The sequence below is a fragment of the Candidatus Aminicenantes bacterium genome (assembly GCA_026393855.1).
In the GTDB taxonomy this organism is placed as follows: Bacteria; Acidobacteriota; Aminicenantia; order Aminicenantales; family UBA4085; genus UBA4085.
The window spans coordinates 108,285-128,570 of sequence record JAPKZJ010000009.1; the positions used below are offsets into that span (position 1 = coordinate 108,285).

Consider the following 20,286-nt stretch of genomic DNA (forward strand, 5'->3'; position numbering starts at 1 on the left):
TGCCCTTAGGGAGGCGTGCGCGTTCTTCGGCCGCCCCCGGACCCAGGAGGAAGACCATGATCCGGAAAACGACAATCGCGGCCGTGCTGGCCGTCCTGATTTTCGCCTCGACCGCCGCCTCCCAAGAGCGGCCGGCCATGAACCTGACCCTTGAGGAGGCCATCGCCAAGGCCCTGAAGAACAACCTCAACGTGGCCGTGGAGATGTTCACCCCCGAGCTGGCCGGGCATTCCCTCGACCGAGCCCGGGAGGCCTTTCTTCCCAGCCTCAAGATGACTTACGGCAACAACCGAAACGAAAACCCCTCCTACTGGTGGCTGTCCGGCTCCGGCACGAACATCGACCGCATGGCCAATTACGCCGTTTCGGTCGTCGAAGCCATCCCCACGGGCGGATCCTTTTCCTTGTCCCTGCAAAACTACAGGTCCGAGACCAACCAGGCCTTTCAGCTGATCAACCCCCGCTACGGCAGCACCCTGCAGATGGACTTCACCCAGCCTCTGCTCAAGAACTTCGGCCCCAAGGTGGCCCGCCGCCAGATCACCCAGGCCCAGGCCGGTGTCGAGATCGCCGACAGCCAGCTCCGCAACACCATGATCGAGACGGTCTACCTGGTCCAGGAAGGGTATTGGAACCTTGTCTTCGCCGTGGAGAGCTTCAAGGTCAAGGAAAAGTCGCTCCAGCTCGGGAAAGACCTGTTGGCCAAGAACCGCAAGGAAGTCGAGTTCGGCCAATTGGCCCCGCTGGAGATCCTCAACGCCGAGGCCGCGGTGGCCCAGCGCGAGGCCGATCTGATCCAGGCCGAATTCCTGATCACCCGTAGCGAAGAGGTTCTCAAGTCCATGCTCAACCTGGCGGTCGAGGGCGGCGGGCAGAAATTCCGGCTCGTCCCGACCGACCGTCCCGCCGCCGCCGCCGAGGCCAAGCCCTCCTTGGACTCGGCCCTGGCCGCGGCTCGGGAAAAGCGGCCCGACCTGGCCATCTTGCGCAAGACGATCGAGACCAAGGAGCTGGCCATGGCCGTGGCCCGCAACCAGATGCTGCCCGGCCTGGACCTGACCCTGTCCTACTGGAGCCCCGGCATCTCGGGCGATCGGCTGCTCTATGACGGCAACGATTTCTTCGGCGGCACGGTCATCGGCAAGGTACCGGGCCAAGCCTCCGACGCCCTCCGCGACGCCTTCAAGATGCTCTACAGCAACTGGAACGTGGGGCTGACCCTGACCGTCCCGCTGAGCACGTTCATGACCCGTGCCGAGCTGACCTATGCCCGAGCCGACTTGAGCCAGAGCCAGGTCCGCCTGCAGGCTTCCGAGCAGCAGGCCGAGTTGGAGATCAGCGACGCCGTGCGGTCCATCGAGGCCAACGCCAAGCGGGCCGAGGCTTATAAGCTGGCCCGCGAGCTGGCCGAGAAGAGCCTGGAGGCCGAGGTCAAAAAGCTGGCCGTCGGCCTGTCCACGAACTACTTCGTCTTGGATTATCAGGAGAAGCTGGCCAACGCCCAGTCCCTCGAGCTTAAGTCCAAGATCGATTACGTTCTGTCGGTGGAGCGTCTGGAGAAAGCCGCGGGAATCAACCTGGAAAAGCGCAGCTTCAAGATCGGCGGCTGAGGCGTCAGGCCAGCGAGCGGATCTCGTCGATCAGGGCGCCGAGATCGGCCGCTGTCGTCCGCGGATTGATCAGGGTGCAGCGGAGCCACAAATTCCCGGCCAGCTCGGTTTGGACGACGTAGAACGTCCCCCGCTCGAGCAAGGCGCGGCGGATGCGGCGCTGCAGGGCGCTCGCGTCTTTTTCATCAGGCCTGAGATGGCGGAAGCAGACGATGTTGCTTTCCGGCTCGACGGCGACCTCGAAATCGCCCGCCCGCCGCAGCTGGGCGGCGAACGCGCGGGCCAAGTCCCACATCGCCGTGACATAACCGGCGAAGAAGTCCGTCCCGTAGGCGGCCAGCGAGACGAACAGGCGCATGCCCATCATCGTCTTGGTGCACTCAAGGGTGCGGTGGGCGAAATTGAACCACTCTTCGCGCGCATCCCTCTCAAACAGATAGGAGGCTTTCTGGGAGAAGGCTTCGTAGGAGCGGCGGCCATCCCGGAACAGCACGGCGGTGATCAAGGCCGGCATAAGCATGTTTTTATGGGCGTCCCAGATGAAGGAATCGGCCCGCTCTAAACCCTTTAACAGGTGCCGATATTTTTCCGTGAGCAAGGCGCCCGCGCCGTGGGCCCCATCGACGTGGAACCACAGCCCGCGCCGGGCCGCGAATTCGCCGACCATCGTCAAATCGTCGTAGCTGCCGGTGGCCGTGGAGCAGCCGTTGGCCACCACCGCGAACGGCCGGCGGCCCCGCCGGTCGGCTTCGCTCCACGCCTTTTCCAGCCCGGCCGCGGTCATGTGAAAGCGCTCGTCGACGGCCACGGGAACGGCCGCATTTTCGCCCAAGCCCATCACGGCGACCGCCCGCCGGACGCTGTAATGGCATTGCTCCGAGACGAGGACTGCGCCTCGATCGTCCCCAACGCCGTCCCGCCAGACATCGCTCTCGGCCGCCCATTGACGGGCCGCCAGAAGGGCCGTCAGGTTGCCGATCGAGCCGCCGCTCGTCAGGACGCCGTCCGCGTCCGGCCCCCATCCCGCCAGCCCGGCCATCCAGCGGACGAGATGCCTCTCCATGGCCGTGTTGACCGGGCCCATCTCATACACGGCGGTTCCGTTGTTCAAGAACTGGCCGGCGAATCCGGCCAAAGCCGCCAGGGGCAGGGCTGTGGTGCATTGATGGCCGACGAAGCGGGGATGGAGAAGATCGTTGGAACGGGCCAGAATCTCGGGCAGAAGCTCCGGGAACGGCTTCGAAGGCGTCCGACCGAAGCGGTCCGCCCAGGAGGCCAACATTGCTTCGGGGTCTTCGTACGCCAGGACCTTGGGGCGCCCGTCCGGGTTGGAGGCGGCCAGGTGGTCGGCCAGGATATCGACGACGCGCTTGCCTTCAACCCGGAATGCTTCGGGATCGAAGGCGGCCTGGAGCTGGTCTTCATAGGCGGGCATGAGCCGCTAGTATAGCTCGATGTTGCGTAAAATGCGCGGCCTGTGATACTTTCAAGCCGTGAGAATCTCCGCCGTCCTGATCACCTTCAACGAAGAGGCGAACATCGAGGCCGCGCTCCGGAGCCTGAGCGGGATCGTCGACGAGATCGTCGTCGTCGACAGCTTCAGCGGCGATCGGACCGTCAAGCTGGCCCGGGCCTTCACCGACAAGGTGGTGACCCGCAAGTGGACGAACTATTCCGACCAGAAAAACTTCGCCGATGGCCTGGCTTCCCATCCCTGGATCCTCTCCCTCGATGCCGATGAGCGGATTTCGGACGGCCTGCGGACGGAGATTCTGGCTCTCCGGAGCGACGAGCCCTCCTGCGCCGGGTTTTCCATGCCCCGTCTCGTCTTTTACCTCGGCCGCTGGATCCGCCATTGCGGCTGGTACCCCGACCGCAAGGTCCGCTTGTTCCGCAAGGATGCGGCCGCCTGGGAAGGGGAGTATGTCCACGAAAAGCTGGCCGTCTCGGGCGAGATCCGGACTTTCAAGAACCCCATCCATCACTTTACCTACCGCAACATCGGAGACCACCTGGCCCGCATCGACAAATTTGCCGACCTGGGCGCCCAAAAGCTCTATGCCCAGGGCAAGAAGTGCCGCTGGCCTCACCTGCTCCTCTTCCCCTTTGGTCGTTTTCTGAAAGCCTATGTCCTGAAGCGCGGCTTCCTTGACGGTTTCGCCGGAATCGTCGTCTCTGTCCTCAACGGCTATTCGATCTTCGTCCGCTACGCCAAGCTGGGGGAGATTTGGAAAAAAGGAGAGCGCATTGAGCCTTTTCCAGATTGACGCCGGCCGGGAATGGGGCGGCGAGGAGCGCCAATCTTTCCTGCTGACCCGCGAACTCGTCGAGCAGGGCTTTGCCGTTTGCCTGGTCGTCCACCCCGGCTCGCCCCTGCACGCGAAAGCCGAGGCCGAGGGCTTGCCCGTCCTGCCGATCAAAATGAAGGGGGACGACGAAATCGGCGCCGCCTACAAGCTGTCGCGAGCCATGCGCAAGCATCACTGCGTCCTGGCCCATTTCCACGGGGCCCGCGCCGTCTCCTCCGGCGGCGCTGTCTGCGCCCGGGCCAAAGTGCCGATCAGGGCCGTCTCGCGTCAGGCTGTCACCCGGCTGCGGACGGGATTCTTTTCCAAGCGCAAGTTCACCCAGGACGTGGACCTCATCGTGGCCGTCTCCGAGCGCGTCCGCGACGTCCTGATCCATGGCGGCATCGCCCCGGACAAGATCGAGGTCATTCCCTCCGGGCTCAATTTCGGGGCCTTCGACGGCGTTGAAGACCGGGGCCTCCTGCGTCGCGAGTTCGGGTTTTCGCCCGACGACTTTCTGGCCGGGATCGAGGCCACTTTAGAGGACAGCAAGGGCTATGGCTACCTGATTGAGGCGGCCAGGATGCTCAAGGCGCGCGCGCCGAAAATCAAGCTCATCATCCTCGGCCGGGGCCCGCTCGAGCTGGCTCAGGATAAGCAGGCCCGCGACCTAGGCGCCGGCGACTTGGTCTTTTTCCTGGGCTTTCATCAAGACGCGCCCCGCATTCTGGCTTCGCTGGACGTCTTTGTCGTGTCCTCCGAACGGGAGGGCCAGGGCGGCCCGATCATGGATGCCATGGCCAGCCGGCTGCCCGTCGTGGCCACTCAGGTCGGCGGCATCCCCGAGGTGGTCCTGCACGACGAGACCGGGCTTCTCGTTTTGCCCCGCAGCCCGCGGGCGCTGGCCGAGGCCATCTACGCGATTTACAAGGATCCCGAGCTGGCCCGCCGGTTCGGCGAACGGGGCCGCCAGGTCGTCCACGAGCGGTTCTCGTCTTTGGCCATGGCCCGTAAGACGATTGCGCTTTACAAGCGCATCGCTTACCGCAAGATGGTCAAGCTCGGCCCCTGAGGCCGGCGCCCCCCCCTTGATTCCTTAAGTGCGCTTGACCGGCGGCGCGGCTTCCGCCGCGATCGGATCAACGTCGGATTCGCTGATATAGGCGGTCAGCAGGACGCCGATCTCCGACCGATGCCGGACTTCGTACCAGGCGCCCGTCTTGCGGACGACCTCGAAGACCGTTCCCTTGGCCACCTTGTCTACGACCACTTCGCCTTTGAGGGAGGCGCTCAAGCGGAGGACCGCCGTCGTCGTCTTGACCCTGATTTTGACCGGGGCGCGTTCAGACCAGTCATAGTAGCGCTTTGGGCCGCAGGCGGCGATCAGGAGAACGGCCGCGAGGAGGAAGGCCGGGGCGGCTTTTAATTTGGCGTTCATGGCGGCTCCTTTTCGGTTCATTTGGCTTCGAAGGCCAGGTCGGAGATGATCCAACGCGGCCCGTCTTTCTCCAAGGTCCAGGTGTAGCTCCCTTGGAAGATCGTCTCGCGCTTCCAATTGGAGCGGGTCCGGCCGGTGATCGTGTGCGGGAAGCTCGCCCGCACGATGAAGCGGGGAGATTGGGCGCTGCGCGTGTCGAGCTTGAGATCGCCCGCCGCGCCTTCGAGCTTGTCGTACACCTTATCCATCAGCTCGAGGTTGCGCTTGAGGCGGTCGGTGAGGGCGGCCGAGGCGTTGGCTTGGTAGAAGGCCGCCTCCTTGCCTTTTTTCAGGCCGTCCAGATAAGCCGCCAGGAGCGTCTTAATGTCCGCTTCGGCGGTGCGCAGGGCGATGTCCCTGGCTAGGGCCTCGGCCGCAGCGGGACTTGGGCTCGGTTCCTTGACTTCGCCGGGCTTCGCGGCCGGATTGCCTGGGTCCGTTTTTACCGCGTTCGTGGCGGCGTTCGATGCGGCCGGCGCCTGTATTTGGGCCGGTGCCTGTTTTTGGGTCGGTGCCTGTTTTTGGGCCGGTGCCTGTTTTCGGGCCGGCGCGGGCTCTTCCTTGGAGGCGGGCGGGGGAGTGGTTCCGCCGGCCTGGATCTGGGCCTGGCCTTTCGCGCCGCTTTTCGGATCGGGCTTGGCCGCCGCTTCCTGCCTCCCCGGCTCGACCGGCCCGGAGACGGCGGGGCTCTCCGGCTTTTGGCCGGGCAGCCGCCCGTTGTTGCGGGTCAGAAGCAGGATGCCGCCGGCGATGACGACGACGGCGGCCATGGCTACGCCGACGATGATCAGCGGCTTGCGCGAGGGTGTATCCGCCGCCGGCTTGACGGCCTCGGCCGGGCGCTTCAGCTTCTTGGTCTCGGTCAGAGAGGTCTCGGGCTGGGGGCGGCGGCCGACATCGAATCCGGCTTCGTCGGCGAAACGGATCAGGTCGTTGGCCAGGGCCCGGCAGGACTGATAGCGGGCGTCCGGGTCCTTGGCCAAGAGCTTGCGGACGATCGGGTCGAGCGCCGCCGGCAGATTGCCCTTGAACTGGCGCAGCGGGATCGGCTCCTCGTTCATGATCTTGTAGATAATTGTAGTCAGGTTGTCGCCGGTGAACGGCTTCTCCAGGGTCAGCATCTCGTAGAAGATGGCGCCCAGGGCGAAGATATCCACCCGATGGTCGATCTTGCGCGCCGCGACCTGTTCGGGTGCCATGTAGAACGGCGTGCCCAGGACCGCGGTGGTCTGGGTCAGAGTCGAGGCCGGGATGCGGGCGATGCCGAAATCCACCAGATGGGGATGGCCCTCGGCGTCGACCAGGATGTTGCCGGGCTTGATGTCGCGGTGGATGATGTTCTTCTTGTGGGTCGAGTCCAGGGCCTCGGCCACTTCGATGATAAATCGAACGGCTTCCTCGACCGACCAGCGGCGCTTGTCGGCCAGCCAGGCTTCCAGGCTGCGGCCTTCGATGTACTCCATGGCGATGAAGGCCTGGCCCTGGTCCTCGCCCACCTCGTAGATGGTCGCGATGTGGGGGTGGGAGAGCTGGCCGGCGGACTTGGCTTCGCGCAGGAACCGCTTCTGGGCCTCATCGCGCTGGTCGGGTTGGGCGTACATGTCGAAGCGGATGGTTTTAAGGGCCACGATGCGGTCGATGAGCGGGTCGCGGGCCTTGTACACGACGCCCATGGCGCCGCGACCGATCTCGCCGATGATCTCGTATTTTCCGATCCGCTGTTCGGTCATCCTTCTCCTCGTTCCCGGACCGCTTTTCGCGGACGGCCGGTCGGGCGGACGCGGGCTGCCACGGCGGTGATGTTGTCTGGCCCGCCCCGCCGGTTGGCCAGGCGGACGAGCCGCTCGCAGATCCACGGCAGGTCCGCGGACTTGCGGAAAACTCGGCCCATAACCCGCTCCGGCACCGGGCCGTAAAGCCCGTCGCTGCAAAGCAGCAGCGCGTCGCCGCTCTCCAGGTCGACCTCGAAGCCGTCGACCTGAACCTTGTCCTCGTACCCCAGCGAACGGGTGACCATCCGCCGGAACGGAGATCGCTCGATGTCCGCTTCGCTCAGGTCGCCGATGGCTCTCTGCTCGGCGATCCAGGAATGATCCTTGGTGAGCTGATAGAGCGTCCTGTCCCGGACTACGTAGGCGCGGCTGTCGCCGACATTGGCGATGAAGGCGCGGTCGGGCCGGATCAGGGCGGCGACCAGGGTCGTGCCCATGCCGGCCGATCCGGGGATGCCGGCGGCCGTCCGGAAGATCTCGGCGTTGGCGGCTCGGCAGGCCGCGAACAGGACGTCCCGGGGGGAGCCGGCCGCGCCGTCCGGCGTAAAGGCCTCTTTCAGGACCCGGACCGCAGCGGCTGAGGCTTGGGCGCCGCCGACGTGGCCGCCGATGCCGTCGGCGACGGCCAGCAGCCAGTCATAATCCGAACCGGCGGAGCGGCCGCGAAGATCGAGGCAGAGAAAATCATCCTCGTTGTGATCGCGCTTCCGCCCGATGTCCGTCCGGCCGAAGGCTTCAATTTCGAGGCGCACCGCTCGTTCCCCCCTCGCGCCTCTCACCCGACCTTGAACCGGAGCACGACTTTGCCCACGCTGATCGCCGCTCCGGCTTTGAGAACGGTCGGGCCGCTCAGCTCGGCGCCGTCGAGCAGGGTCGGGTTCGTGGCGCTCTCGTTGACCAGGGTGAATTCCTTTGTCGCGGTATCGTAGTGAAGGGCGGCCTGTTCCTTGGAGACTGTGCGGTCCGCGATCTCGATGTCGTTGAGCCGGCCTCCGGGACGCCCGATGAGCGTCTTCATCAGGTGGAGCGGGTATTCCCGGCCCTTGTCGGGACCGCTTTCCAGGATCAGGGCGGCCCCCAGGTTCCGGTAGACCTGCGTTTTCCCGCCGTCAGCACTTTCGGCCGGAGGGGGCGGCGGGACGCGGATGGTCTTCGACATGTCCGGCCCAACCGGTCGGACGCTTGGCGCCGACTCCGCCCGGCGGCGAGGCTTGAGCCAAAGGATGACGAGAATGACGAACAGCACCGCCAGAGCCGCTCCGGCCGCGATCAGCACGGACGAGGTGAGCGACGAGCCCAGGGGGGAGCGCTTCTCCTCCTTCAAAGTCGGGGCGTTTGCCCGGGCCGGGTCGGCCAGGAGCGTTCCGGTGATCCGATAGACCTTGCCGATCTTAGGCAGCTTTTCGGTCCGGATGGTCAGGGGCGACGGGGTGCTGTCATCGACGATCGTATAGGTCCCCCGCGGGCCCCCGCCGGAGCCCGTCTGGAGGGCCTGGACCTGGCCGACGACCGTCACCGAAGTGTTGAGGAACCGCTCCGGTCGGTTCAGAAGATCCAGGACATAGATGTCTTGGGCAAATGCGGAGGCGGCGAAGATGAGCAGGCCGGAGGCCGCTATCCAGCGGGGAAAAGACAGCCGGGCGTTCCTCATCAGTCGTTCTCCAATCGGAGCGGATTCATGCTATCCGCAAAGCCCGGGTTTGTCAATTTGAGCAGGTTGCGATCCTCGCGATGACGGAAGCTTTTGCTTGTCGTCCCGAGCCCTGCCCTTTGGGCGGGGCGTGGGGACCTAAGATATGAAATGAGGGCGATGAAGCATCGGCGCTAGTCATAACGAGAACTGCGACCCTTGCGATGACGGAGGCTTTTGTTTGTCGTCCCGAGACCTGCCCCTTGGGTAGGGCGTGGGGACCTAAGAATCAATGGTGATGAGGCGCTGACATCGGCGTCGCCTGCCCTGTCGAGGACGATATGGCGTCGTTTGACAGCCGGGAGCGAAAGACGGAAAATCAAGCCCATGGGAGGGAAGATCAAGCTCGAGGCTTCGGGGAGCGCTGCGGCCGTTTTCGAGTTGGGCAACACGACGGGCATCGGCCGCTCCTCCGGCAATCAGATCCGCCTTGAGGCGGACGCCGCCGCCTCGCGCCAGCACGCGATGATCCGCCTGCAGGGCGAGCAGGAGTATTACCTGGTCGACCTCGGCTCGGCCAACGGCACCTTCCTCAACGACAAGCTGGTGGTCGCGCCGGCCCTTCTCCGCAACGGCGATCGCATCAAGGTCGGCGAGTCCGACCTGCTGTTCGAGCTGCCGGGCCCTTCCCCGGACGAACAGCGGCATATCACCGGCCTCCATCTGGAGAAGACGCAAGTGGCCGTGCACTTGCGAACCATGGTCGTCCTGGTCAGCGGCATCCGCCATTTCACCAGGATCGGGGAGCTGCTGCCCCCGGACCGGCTGGCCCGCTTTCTCGGCTCCTGGTTCTGCCAGGCGTCCGAGATCATTTCCAACCACAAAGGCGTCGTGGATAAGTTCGTCGGCGATACCGTCATGGCCTATTGGATCCAGGAGGAGCGGGCCCCGACCGTGGCCTCGGCGAGCGCCGTGGACGCGGCCCGGGCTCTCCACCGGCAGGCGGCCGCGATCCAGGTGCCCGACCACCCGGAGTTCGCCTTTCGCATCGGGGTGGGGATCAATCAAGGCCTGGTCTCGAGCGGCACCATGGGCGTCACCCAGCGGGATGCCACGATCGTAGGCGATGCCGTCACCCTGGCCTTCCGCCTGGAAAGCGTTTGCAAGGTTAAGAAGGTCCCGATCGTCGTCGGGGCCGATCTCGTCCGCGGCCTGGGCGAAAAGTTCCCGTTCGTGTCGATGGGCAAGGTTCCGCTCAAGGGCAAGGCCGTCAGCCCCGAGGCCTTCAGCCTTCAGGTGGAGTGATCGGCGGCATGGGAGCTTCCCGGCCCGGTCCCGCGGCCTCGGTCAAGATCCGGCCCTTGCGAACGCCGGCCGATTTAGAGGCCTGTGTTGCGATCCAGCGCCGCGTCTGGAACCGATCCGACCTGGAGATCACGCCGCCCCATCAGCTTCGCGTCTCGGTCCACATGGGCGGGATTCTGCTCGGCGCCTTCGTCGACGGCGTCGCGGCCGGCTACGTCTATTCCTACCCCGCCGTCTACGGCGGCCGGAACATCCAGCATTCCCACCACCTGGCCGTCCTGTCCGAGTTCCAGGGCTTCGGCCTGGGCAAGACCCTCAAATGGGCCCAGCGCGACGAGGCCTTGGCCCGCGGCACCAACCTCATTACTTGGACTTACGACCCTCTCCAGGCCCGCAACGCCAATCTCAACCTTCATACTTTGGGAGCGGTAGGCCGCACATACCTGGACGATTTCTATGGGTCCGTGCCTTCACTGACTCTCGAGCCGGGTGTGGCCACGGACCGGCTCCTTGTCGAGTGGCTCCTGTCGACGAAACGGGTCAGCGACCTGGCGGCGTCTTCCCGGGCTCGGCTTGATCCCGAGGCGTTCCCGAGGGCGTTGGCCCAGAGGCCGGTCGGAGTTTATCCCGTGATCACCCCGCGCCGGCCCGATTTCGCCCGCACCGAGCCAGCCCTGCTGGTCGAGATTCCGCGGGCCATCCGCGACCTCAAGGGCCGCGGGGGGCTCATCGCGGCCTGGCAGAAAGCCGTTCGGGCCGTTTTCGGGCACTATTTCAAAGCCGGCTATGTCCTGGAGGATTTCATCTTCGGCGAGCGGGCTTTCTATGTCCTCCGGCGGAGTTAGCGCTCTGGTCAGTGCGATTCGGGGATGAGAAGCTACCCTCCGAACAATCGCTTGAAGCGGGCCCGGTAGATTTTGTAAGCTTTGAGGCCGTCGGGCGTCAGGCGGACGAGCGTCAACGGGATCTTGCCCTTGTAGGTCTTCTCGATCGCGACATACCCGGCCTCCTCGAGCTTGGCCAGGTGGAACGAGAGATTCCCCTTGGTCAGGCCGGTCTCGCGCTGGAGATAGAGGAAGTCGGCGCTCTCGGCCACCGAGAGGATGGTGGCGATGATCAGCCGGGCCGGCTCGTGGATGACCCGGTCGAGATCGGCCAGGTCCCGCAGATCAGCGCTCAACGGCGTCCTCCCCGGCGGGCTTGTTCCGGTGCAGGAAACGGGCCAGCGTGACGGCGCCGGACAGGGTCAGGGCGGCGCCCATGAGGGCTCCGTACAGGATGACGCCGCGGATGTAGACGATTCCGGCGGCGGCGATGCCTGTGCCTAGAGCTGCCGAGACGACGGCCAGGATGTGGAACCGCAGCGCTCCGAGCTTGGCGGCCAGCACCAGAAAGGCAATGCCGATGAGAAATCCGTCGATGGCGGGATACCAGGCCCTGGCCGACGGCGAAGAGGCGGTCAACGCGGAGAGAAGGGCGGCGATGATCCCGCCGCTCACGGCCGCGAGCCGCTGGCGGCCCGGCCGATCTTTCTTGGGGTATGAGACATAACCGGCTCGGGGGTAGGTGATGCGGCGCTTGAGGAAGCGGAGGAGATATGTGGCGAGAAGGACGGCCAGGATGATGACGAGAAAAAACGCGGTGTCGCTCAGGGAATAACCGGCCTCGCCTTTGCGGCCCGGCCGGAGATAGAAGAATCCGCCCCACAGGAAGAGGATCGCCCCGATCACCAGCTCGGTCAGCCCGTCCTCATAGAAATGGCGGATTGTCCGCCGCTCGATGGTCTTGAAGTCGTCGTTCATGGTCGCATCCTTCTTGAATGTGGTCTGTCATACAAACCTGTCTGTATTATAATTCCAAATCCGGGTTTGTCAAGCCGGGACGGGCGGCTTGACAGGTAGGCCGTCCAAACCGCGGGGCCACAGTCCGGCCGCGTCTTCAAGGCCCGCGCCGAGGGACCGCGCATCGTCTGGAACTGGGTTTTTGCGGACTCCTTCGACAATAATACCGGCGAAACGGTCGTTCTGTCGAAAACGCGCCTGGCGGATCCGGGCCGGTTCTTGAAGGATGAGAAGACCCGCTGATCCGGGGCCCGATGGCGTTCATGGCCGCCGGGCGGACCCGGGTGGGGGAAATTTCGTCACGGCCGATTTTTATCGTTGGCAGCCCGAAGTCCGGAAATCGGATTGCCGACCGGCGTGGATTCTGCTACTCTGGACCGTCCTGTCCCGATACGCCGCGGCCTCCCTTGCGACTCCACGGACGCGCGAAGCGAGGATTCCCCGAGCTCCGATGGAGGCAGACGCCGCCGGCGTTCCGCCCGGGGCGCGGGTCCGATCTCCGGCCCCCCAGATTCTCCACAAAAAGAAGGAGACGGTATGGCCCATACGGCCTTTGTCTATAGATCGTTTAATCCCTGCGGAGCGCGCCGCCGTCGTTTCCTCGCGGCCCGAGGTCCCTATGAAGCGGCAGCCCCGCGAGCATCGAGGATGGTCCAAGCCGGCCTCGTGTCGGCCGCGCTCCTGGCTGCCGCCGTCTTCCTCATCGGACCGGCCTCTCTGTCGGCGGCGGAGATCGTTTCGGGCCGGGTCGTCTCCGCGGCTTCCGGCCGGCCGATCGTGGGTGTGTTGATCACCGTCCGCGGGACCGAGGCGGCCGGGGGCTCGGCCGTGACCTCGGATGCGGACGGCCGTTTCCGCCTCGAGATTCCCGCTCCTTCGGAATCCGTCCTTGTCTTCCGCAAGACCGGGTTCGCCGAGGCGATCGTCAAGACGGCTTCCGGGTCCGGCCTCATCATCCGCCTGACCGCCGATCCGTCCGCCTTTCTGCCCGCGGAGGAGGTCGTGGTCGAAGCGGCGGGTCTGGACCGAACGGCCTTCGAGCTGCCTTACGCCGGCCGGACCGTATCGCGGGACCGCCTGCTGGACGGCGGAATCGAGGCCCTGAATGAAGCCGTCGCTGACGTACCCGGCATTTCGTTTGTGGGCGGGGGGTTCCATTCCGCCCCGTCCCTGCGCGGCCTGGCCCGCAACCGGCTCGTTCTTCTCGTCGATGGCGTTCGGACCGCTTCCATACGAACGGTCGGTGGGCATCTCGGCTTCGTCCATCCCTTCGCAGTCGAGGACGTGGAGGTCGTCAAGGGGCCCTTCTCGACCGTCTACGGTCACGACGCCATGGCCGGCGTTCTTCAGGTCGACACCCTCCGCCCGGCTTTCTCCGAGTCCGGGCTCTCGATCCGCGGCGGGGCCACGGCCGGCTATCAGTCGGCCGCCAACGGCTCCGACGGTGCGTTCCATCTGGAAGCCGGGACGCGGAAGGCCGCCTTCCTCGTTTCCTGCGGCCGCACGGTCGAGGAAGACTATCGGATGGGAGGGGGGGCGGTCCTGCCCCAATCCGGGTTCCGACTGGCCTCCTTCCTGGCCAAGGGCGAGTTCCGGCCGGCGGCCGGCCATCACCTCGAGATCCTCTACCTGCGCACCGACGGAACCGACATCGGCAAAGCCAGCGGTGATCCCGCAATCGTCAACCGCCACCCGTCCGAAAGCAATGAGGTTGCGGCGCTGTCCTACGAATGGCGGCCCAACGGCCCGTTTCTCAACTCCTTGGAAGCCAAGCTCTCGCGCGGACTGTTCAGCCTGGCCGCAGATTTCCGGACGCTGACCGGGCCGCGGACGGTGCAGAGCCTGCGCGACTTGGGCGAAGACGACTACGGCGTCTTCCTGCGGGCCGGACTTTCTCCGGTCCAGCGCGCCATCGTGTTCATCGGGCTGGACGGATATTTCCAGGAAAACCAGCGCATCACCGGGGTGAAGAACATCTACCTGACGGGCCAGTCAGCGCCCTTCTCGTCGGCTTCGCTTAATGAAGTGCCTTTGGCGGCGACGCGGGATGTCGGCTTGTTCGCCCAAGGCACCTGGGCCGCCGCTCCGCGCTGGGACTTCATCTTCGGAGCCAGGATGGACGGGGCTTCCGAGCGGGCCGAATTCCCGGACGGCGTTCAGCTCCGCCGCTTCGATCCCGAATTGAACGGAAATCTGGGCCTTCTCTACAAGATCGGCTCCGGGCTGAGGCTGGGCGCGAACATCGGCACCGCCTTCCGGCTACCGACGCCCAAGGACCGCTATTTCGTGGGCCAGACCCCGCAGGGGATCAACATCGGGAATCCCGACCTCAAGCCCGAGCACAGCCTGAATGCCGACCTGGTCCTCAAATTCCGTACGGAGACGCCCGGTCCCCTGTGGGTCGAGGGTTCGCTGGCCGGTTTCGTCAACCGGTTTCGCGACCTGATCGTCATCAAATGGGACCAGCCTACCGGCAATCGCACCGGCGTCTTCGCCAATGCCGGCCGGGCCGAGATTTATGGGTTGGAAGCCGAGGCCGCCCTGGCCTGGAAAAAGGGCTGGACCGTCTCCGCCGCGGTCACCGCTCTCGGTGCGGCCGTCCACGGCAACGACGAAGTCCTGGACGATTTGCCGCCGCTGCAAGGTCGATTGAGCCTGCGCCGGACGCTGGCCGGCACGGGCTGGCTGGGACTCGATCTGCGGGGCGCCGTAGCCGAGGGCCGGACTTCGGCCGGGGATCTCCCGGCGTCGGCCTGGCTCACGGCCGATCTGGCGGCCGGATGGCGGATCGGCCGGACGTGGGCCCTGCGGCTGTCGCTGGACAATGTCTTTGACGCGTCCTACCGGGAGTTTTTCGATCTGCCGCTCTTGCGGCGCAAGGGCCGCAGTCTGGATCTTTCGCTCACGGTCGGCTTGTGAGCGGGGCACCGCCGGCCCTTTGGCGGCCCTAAGGGCTCGGCCTCCGCCTTCACTCGGCGTAGAGGGCGTCGATCTGGTCCTTGTATTTCTTCTCCACGATGTTGCGCTTGATCTTGAGCGTCGGCGTGACCTCGTCCTCGCCGATCTCGAAGTCCTTATCCAGGACGGCGATCTTTTTAATCCGCTCGTAGGCGGCCAGGTCGGGCGTGGCCTCGTCGATCTGCCCCTTCAGGAAGGCGGCGATCTCCTCCTTGCGGCATAGGTCGGCCCGGTCGCGGAACTCGATGCCCTTCTCCCGGGCGTATTCCTCCAGACGGGCGAACTCGGGCACGACCAGCGCGGCGATGAACTTGCGCTCGGCGCCGACCACGACGACGCTGGAGAAAAACCGGTTGGCCAGGATGCGGCTCTCGATGGGCTGGGGGGCGACGTTCTTGCCGCCCGAGGTGATGATCAGGTCCTTCTTGCGGTCGGTGATGGTCAGGTAGCCTTCCTCGTCCATGCGGCCGAGATCGCCGGTATGAAGCCATCCCCCGGCCATGACTTCGCGGGTGGCGGCCTCGTTCTTGTAGTAGCCCCGCATGATGTTCGGCCCCTGGGCCAGGATCTCGCCGTCCTCGGCGATGCGCAGGGTCACGCCGGGCAGGACCGTGCCGACCGTCCCGATTCGGTACTTCCAGGGGTTGTTGGCGGCCAGGACGGGGGCGGTTTCCGTCAGCCCGTAGCCGGCCAGGATGATCAGGCCGACGGCGTAGAAGAATTCGACGATGTCGGCCGCCAGCGGCGCTCCGCCGCAGACCAAGAAGCGGAAGCGGCCGCCGGTCTTGGCCAGGATCTTGTGGAAGACGAGCTTGCGGGCCAGCCCCAGCCGGAAAGCCAGGCCGCGCGGCAACGGGCGGCCGGCGATGGTCAGGGCGGCGGCGGCCTTGCCGGTCCGGATGCCCCAGAAGAAGATCCTCTTTTTAAGGGCCGAGCCGGCCCGGACCTGATCCATGACCCGGGCGTAGATCTTCTCGAAGAGGCGCGGCACGCTGACCATCATGGTCGGCCGGATTTCGATCATGTTCTCGGCCACGGCGGCGACGTTCTCGGCGAAGGCAATGGTGCAGCCCTTGAACAGGAAGAGGAAGGAGCCGGTTCTCTCCAGGACGTGGGATAAGGGCAGGAAGGAAAGGATCACGTCGTCCTGGCTGAAGCTTTCATGCTCGTCCAAGCCATGGACGTTGCTGACAAAATTCTCATGCGTCAGCATGACGCCTTTCGGCACCCCGGTCGTGCCCGATGTGTAAATGAGCGAGGCCAGGTCGTCCGGCCGGATGGCTTCCGCCATCCGTTCGAACGCGCCGGGATCCGCCGCCTCGGACTTTTCACCGAGGGCCGCGACATCGGCCACCGGCATTCCGCCGGGCGCAGCTTCCCGGCCCAGGAAGATCGTCTTTTCCACGAGCGGGAGCTGCTCGCGGATGGCGGTGACCTTCTCCCACAAGACGCCTCCTGCGGCCAAAATCATCCTGGCCTCGGAATCGTGGACGATGTAGCGGATCTGCTCGGCCGGGAGGGTCGGGAAGATGGGGACCGTCACTCCGCCGGAGCAGAGAATGGCGAAGTCGGAGATGACCCAGTCGGGTCCGCTCTCGGCCAGCAGGGCGACCTTGTCCCCGGGCTTCAAGCCCAGGGCGCGCAGCCCGAGCGACAGGCGGCGGATCCGGCGGCCGAATTCATCGGTCGAGAGCGCATACCAGGAACCGTCCGCTTTGCCCTTGAGGAGCTCGGGCTTGGCGTAGGTCCGGCAGGTGTTGAGAAAGAGCCGGCCGAGTGTCGTCACATATTCTGACATGTTTGCGCTCCCTTCTTCGTCTGCAGGGGGATTATACAAGGATTGGCGGCTGAGGAAAACGCTTCCCCATTGGGGTCCGGGTCAGCGGCCCAAACGGATGCGGGCGACAATCCCGCCCTTGCCGACGGCCCAACCCGCCGTACCGTCCGGGGCGAAGGACAGGGCGTGAAAACCCATCGGGCCGGGGATCGGCGTCCAGGAGCGGCCGCCGTCAAGCGTGAAATCCGAACCCGAGGGGCCGACCGTGATGGCCATGGAGGTCGTCGCGCCGGGGACGAAAGCGACGCACTCGCGGAAGCCATCCGGCTTGCGGTCGTTGACGACCGTCCACGACGCGCCGCCGTCCATCGAAAAGGCGGCGTTTTTCTCGGCCGCGGGCTCGTCGCGGTAATCGCCGCCGACCGCGATGCCGTCGCGCTCGTTGCGGAAGGCGATGGCATAGGTGCCGAACGAGGGCTCGCCTTTGAGGAGGGGCGAATCCGTAATCGCCCAATTCCGCCCGCCGTCGGCCGTGTGGAAGATGCGGGAGATCAGGCCGCCGCTGCAGAAACGGACTTCGGTCGGGCTTTTGGCCTCGATGCACGTCCCGCCGGCAGCGAACAGCCCTTCGGATTTCTTGGCATAGGGCCGCCGCACGGACGAGGGCTTGACCCAGGTCTTGCCTCCGTCGGACGTGGTCAGCACGAAGATGCGGCCGCCGATCGGGTCGCCGACCGCCCAGCCGTCAAGCGGCCCGGAGAAGTCGATGCCGTCCAGGAAGATGCCGCTGGCGTTGTCGTGATAGACCTCGGTCCAGGTCTCGCCGCCGTCGGCGGTTCGGAAGATGCGGGCCGGCTTGGCGATGCCCATGACTACGGCCGTCTGGGCGTCGAAAGCCTCGATGTCCCGGAAATCGACCCCTTCCGCGCCGGGCACCTTCTTGCGGGCCCAGGTCCGGCCGCCGTCCACGGTCCGCAGGACGGTGCCTTCGGACCCGGAGGCCCAAGCTGTGACCGCGTCGACGGCCGCGACACCGCGCAGCCCCGCCGAGACGCCGCTGTCCTGCAGCTCCCAGGCCAGGATCGGGGCGCGGGCTTGCCGATTCACGGGAACAGCTTCGGGAGCCTTCATCGAAGCCATCGCCGCCAGCGACAAGACCAGGACGGCGAGCGCGCATCGGAGCGGGAAATTCGGGCGGGGGCGGAGCGGGGTGGTCGGCATCATGAGAGACTCCTTGCGGGTTCATTGTATCCGAAGTCGCGGGGCCGGCAACAGGGGATTTTATCGGGAGCGGGCTTTTGTGCTAGATTGAAAGCGCTTCGCGCCCGAAAAGGAGAGAGTCATGCCTTCATTCCGCGCCTCCGGCTTCCGGTCCTTGGTCGTCCTGCTCTTTTTAGCTGCTCTGATGATCCCCGCCGTGCCCTTGGCTTGTGCGCCGGCTGACCCGCTGCGGCTCGAGGTCAAGCCGACCATCCTCTTCGTCCAGGAAGGCGGCGTCCTCAAGCAGCGCATCGAGCTGGTCATCGAGTCCGCCGCGTCCCAAGCGTCGGCCACAATCACTGTCAAGGGGCTGGCCAAGGAGCTGTCGTTCGGGATCGGCAATCTGACCGCGGGCCGGAATCTGGTCTCGGTGAATATTCCCGAGATCCTCAAGCCGGTCCAGGCGACCTTCGCCGTGACGGCCGGGAAGGTCAAGGTCTCCAAGGCCGTAGCCCTCGTGCCGCAGCGCAAGTGGACGCTCTCCCTCCTGCCCCACAGCCACACCGACATCGGCTACACCGATCTACAGACCCGGGTGGCCAAGAACCACGTTGAATACCTCGACTCGGTCATCGAGTTCTGTAAGGCCACCGAGGGCTATCCCGAGGAGGCCAAGTTCCGCTGGAATATTGAAGTGGCCTGGGCCCTGGAGAACTTCCTCAAGACCCGGCCCCCGGCCAAGGTCGAAGAGCTGGTCAAGCTGCTCAAGTCGGGGCGGGTCGAGCTTTCGGCCTGGTACCTCAACCAATCCGACGGGTTCAGCCACGAGGAGCTCGTCCGGTCCGTCGGCCTGGCCCGCGAATTGAGCCGGACCTACGGCTTCCCCCTGCGCTCGGCCATGAACAACGACGTTACCGGCTTCAGCTGGGCGGCGCCGCAGATCCTGAGCCAGGTCGGGGTGCGCTGGTTCACCACCGGCATCAACGAGACGCGATCGCGGGCGCCGCTGCGCCGGCCCAACCCGTTCTACTGGGAGTCGCCCGATGGCAGCAAGATTCTGCACTGGAACGGCGAGCACTACCTTTTCGTCAACTACGACCTCCTGGTCCATGAGGGGATCGAGAAGAGCTTTCCCAAGATCGTCGACTATCTGACCAAGCTCCAGGGGCGCGGCGATTTCCCCTACAACCAGATCGCCTTCCACGTCAGCGGCTATGTCACCGACAACTGCCCGCCCAAAAAGGAGCTGTCCGACCGGGTCAGGGAATGGAACGCCCGCTGGGCCTATCCGAAGCTCCGGCTGGCCACGATGAGCGAGTACTTTACCGACTTTGAAAAAGCCTACGCCAAGGTCATCCCCACCTACAAGCTGGGCTGGCCCGACTACTGGACGGACGGCGTCGGCTCGACCTCTTATGAGACCGGCCTCAACCGGATGGCCCACGGCGAGATCGGGGCGGCCGAGACATGGTCGCTGGCGGCGAGCCTGCTGGACAAGGGCTTCCCCTTCCCGGCCGGCGAGATCCGGGACGCCTACGAGCAGACCATGCTCTACGACGAGCACACCTGGGGCGCCGCCAGCTCCATCGACGCGCCCGAGGCGGAGACCGTCCGCGGCCAGTGGATGATCAAGGGCGAATACGCCTACGCGGCCCGCGAGATCGCCCGCACCATCGGCAAGCGCGGCTTGGACGCCATCGTCCGCCGCATCCCGAACCCGGGCCTCTATGCCCTGGCCGTCTTCAACCCGCTGTCCTGGGAGCGGACGGACATGGTTCGGACAGCCCTTCCGGCCGTCCTGGTCGAGAAGAAGGGCAAGTTCAAATTGTTCGAAAAAGCCGGCGGGGCCGAGATCTCCTACCAGATCGTCGACAAATCGACCCTGCTCTTCCAGGCCACGGTGCCGTCGATGGGCTATGCGGTCTATACCATCACACCCGACGTCGCCCCCGCGCCTCCCGCGCCGGCTGCGATCGTGGGCAAGACGACGATCGAGAACAAGTTCTATAAAGCCGTCGTCGACACGGTCAGCGGCGGACTTTCCAGCCTCGTCGACAAACAGACCGGGGCCGAGCTGGTCGACACGCGCTCGTCCTACGGCCTGAACCAGTTCATCTACGAGAATCCGGTCGGCGGCCGCGCCGCCGTGGATGACATGGCCAAGCGGGCCGTGTTCAAGAGATATTCGCCCGTCGCGGCTTCGGCCGCGCCCGGCTTGCAGGGACCCGGCGCCTCCAGCCTGGTCGTGACCTCCAAGACCGTCCGCCACCCCGAGATCAAGCAGGAGATCATCCTCTATGACGGGATCAAGCGGGTCGATTTCGTCAACACGCTTAAGAAAGAGGAGACGCTGGACCCCGAGGCGGCCTACTTCGCTTTCCCGTTCCGGACCGAGGGCGGCAAGCTGCGCTTCGAGATCGCCGACGGG

Annotated in this window: 16 protein-coding genes; 7 read left to right on the top strand and 9 right to left on the bottom strand. The window is 65.4% G+C overall.

Going from position 1 to position 20,286, the window contains the following annotated elements; all coding sequences use genetic code 11:
- Positions 1–56 precede the first annotated feature (56 nt).
- The gene (locus NTZ26_01280) at positions 57–1,610 is read left to right on the top strand and encodes a TolC family protein (GenBank protein ID MCX6559122.1); all 1,554 of its coding nucleotides are present in this window, start codon (positions 57–59) and stop codon (positions 1,608–1,610) included.
- Between the two features lie 4 nt (positions 1,611–1,614).
- On the opposite strand, the gene NTZ26_01285 is transcribed toward NTZ26_01280, so the two are convergent.
- Positions 1,615–3,045, bottom strand: coding sequence for an aminotransferase class I/II-fold pyridoxal phosphate-dependent enzyme (locus NTZ26_01285; GenBank protein ID MCX6559123.1), 1,431 nt, complete (start codon positions 3,043–3,045; stop codon positions 1,615–1,617).
- A 58-nt stretch (positions 3,046–3,103) separates the two neighbouring features.
- Between NTZ26_01285 and NTZ26_01290 the strand changes: the two genes are divergently transcribed.
- Positions 3,104–3,877 (top strand): glycosyltransferase family 2 protein, encoded by a 774-nt coding sequence (locus tag NTZ26_01290; GenBank protein MCX6559124.1) that lies wholly within the window; start codon positions 3,104–3,106, stop codon positions 3,875–3,877.
- On the top strand, positions 3,858–4,970 hold the full coding sequence (locus tag NTZ26_01295; GenBank protein ID MCX6559125.1) for a glycosyltransferase family 4 protein: 1,113 nt from the start codon (positions 3,858–3,860) through the stop codon (positions 4,968–4,970). Before NTZ26_01290 ends, NTZ26_01295 begins: the two co-directional genes overlap by 20 nt.
- 24 nt (positions 4,971–4,994) lie before the next feature.
- Here NTZ26_01295 and NTZ26_01300 read toward each other — a convergent pair whose 3' ends face one another.
- Genes NTZ26_01300 through NTZ26_01315 form a run of 4 tightly spaced genes read right to left on the bottom strand, consistent with a single transcriptional unit; the run spans position 4,995 to position 8,798 of the window.
- Positions 4,995–5,336 (bottom strand): SH3 domain-containing protein, encoded by a 342-nt coding sequence (locus tag NTZ26_01300; protein MCX6559126.1) that lies wholly within the window; start codon positions 5,334–5,336, stop codon positions 4,995–4,997.
- A gap of 17 nt (positions 5,337–5,353) precedes the next feature.
- Positions 5,354–7,105 carry a protein kinase gene (locus tag NTZ26_01305; protein MCX6559127.1) on the bottom strand — a complete coding sequence of 584 codons (1,752 nt, stop codon included), beginning with the start codon at positions 7,103–7,105 and terminating at the stop codon, positions 5,354–5,356.
- Positions 7,102–7,899, bottom strand: a complete 798-nt coding sequence (locus NTZ26_01310; GenBank protein MCX6559128.1) for a protein phosphatase 2C domain-containing protein — start codon at positions 7,897–7,899, stop codon at positions 7,102–7,104. Before NTZ26_01310 ends, NTZ26_01305 begins: the two co-directional genes overlap by 4 nt.
- 23 nt (positions 7,900–7,922) lie before the next feature.
- On the bottom strand, positions 7,923–8,798 hold the full coding sequence (locus NTZ26_01315) for an FHA domain-containing protein (protein MCX6559129.1): 876 nt from the start codon (positions 8,796–8,798) through the stop codon (positions 7,923–7,925).
- A 366-nt stretch (positions 8,799–9,164) separates the two neighbouring features.
- On the opposite strand from NTZ26_01315, the gene NTZ26_01320 reads away from it, so the two are divergent.
- Positions 9,165–10,082, top strand: coding sequence for an adenylate/guanylate cyclase domain-containing protein (locus NTZ26_01320; protein MCX6559130.1), 918 nt, complete (start codon positions 9,165–9,167; stop codon positions 10,080–10,082).
- A gap of 8 nt (positions 10,083–10,090) precedes the next feature.
- Positions 10,091–10,927, top strand: a complete 837-nt coding sequence (locus NTZ26_01325; GenBank protein MCX6559131.1) for a hypothetical protein — start codon at positions 10,091–10,093, stop codon at positions 10,925–10,927.
- 32 nt (positions 10,928–10,959) lie between these two features.
- Here NTZ26_01325 and NTZ26_01330 read toward each other — a convergent pair whose 3' ends face one another.
- Entirely contained in the window at positions 10,960–11,262 is a 303-nt protein-coding gene (locus NTZ26_01330) for a transcriptional regulator (GenBank protein MCX6559132.1), read from the bottom strand.
- Entirely contained in the window at positions 11,252–11,884 is a 633-nt protein-coding gene (locus NTZ26_01335; GenBank protein ID MCX6559133.1) for a hypothetical protein, read from the bottom strand. Before NTZ26_01335 ends, NTZ26_01330 begins: the two co-directional genes overlap by 11 nt.
- Positions 11,885–12,571: 687 nt before the next feature.
- Here NTZ26_01335 and NTZ26_01340 point away from each other — a divergent pair.
- A complete protein-coding gene (locus NTZ26_01340; GenBank protein ID MCX6559134.1) occupies positions 12,572–14,842 on the top strand; it encodes a TonB-dependent receptor in 2,271 nt (756 codons plus the stop codon).
- Positions 14,843–14,891: 49 nt separating this feature from the next.
- Here the strand turns inward: NTZ26_01340 and NTZ26_01345 are convergent, their stop codons facing one another.
- Both NTZ26_01345 and NTZ26_01350 read right to left on the bottom strand, forming a co-directional pair.
- On the bottom strand, positions 14,892–16,679 hold the full coding sequence (locus tag NTZ26_01345; protein ID MCX6559135.1) for a long-chain fatty acid--CoA ligase: 1,788 nt from the start codon (positions 16,677–16,679) through the stop codon (positions 14,892–14,894).
- 81 nt (positions 16,680–16,760) lie between these two features.
- Positions 16,761–17,882 carry a YCF48-related protein gene (locus NTZ26_01350; GenBank protein ID MCX6559136.1) on the bottom strand — a complete coding sequence of 374 codons (1,122 nt, stop codon included), beginning with the start codon at positions 17,880–17,882 and terminating at the stop codon, positions 16,761–16,763.
- A gap of 118 nt (positions 17,883–18,000) precedes the next feature.
- Between NTZ26_01350 and NTZ26_01355 the strand changes: the two genes are divergently transcribed.
- Positions 18,001–20,286: hypothetical protein (locus NTZ26_01355; GenBank protein ID MCX6559137.1), on the top strand; the 2,286-nt coding region annotated here is incomplete at its 3' end.

Excerpts from the sequence above, each read along its gene's own strand:
- NTZ26_01280 (MCX6559122.1), top strand. The coding sequence starts at position 57 with ATGATCCGGAAAACGACAATCGCGGCCGTGCTGGCCGTCCTGATTTTC.
- NTZ26_01285 (MCX6559123.1), bottom strand. The coding sequence starts at position 3,045 with ATGCCCGCCTATGAAGACCAGCTCCAGGCCGCCTTCGATCCCGAAGCA.
- NTZ26_01300 (MCX6559126.1), bottom strand. The coding sequence starts at position 5,336 with ATGAACGCCAAATTAAAAGCCGCCCCGGCCTTCCTCCTCGCGGCCGTT.
- NTZ26_01305 (MCX6559127.1), bottom strand. The coding sequence starts at position 7,105 with ATGACCGAACAGCGGATCGGAAAATACGAGATCATCGGCGAGATCGGT.
- NTZ26_01315 (MCX6559129.1), bottom strand. The coding sequence starts at position 8,798 with ATGAGGAACGCCCGGCTGTCTTTTCCCCGCTGGATAGCGGCCTCCGGC.
- NTZ26_01320 (MCX6559130.1), top strand. The coding sequence starts at position 9,165 with ATGGGAGGGAAGATCAAGCTCGAGGCTTCGGGGAGCGCTGCGGCCGTT.
- NTZ26_01325 (MCX6559131.1), top strand. The coding sequence starts at position 10,091 with ATGGGAGCTTCCCGGCCCGGTCCCGCGGCCTCGGTCAAGATCCGGCCC.
- NTZ26_01335 (MCX6559133.1), bottom strand. The coding sequence starts at position 11,884 with ATGAACGACGACTTCAAGACCATCGAGCGGCGGACAATCCGCCATTTC.
- NTZ26_01340 (MCX6559134.1), top strand. The coding sequence starts at position 12,572 with ATGGTCCAAGCCGGCCTCGTGTCGGCCGCGCTCCTGGCTGCCGCCGTC.
- NTZ26_01345 (MCX6559135.1), bottom strand. The coding sequence starts at position 16,679 with ATGTCAGAATATGTGACGACACTCGGCCGGCTCTTTCTCAACACCTGC.
- NTZ26_01350 (MCX6559136.1), bottom strand. The coding sequence starts at position 17,882 with ATGATGCCGACCACCCCGCTCCGCCCCCGCCCGAATTTCCCGCTCCGA.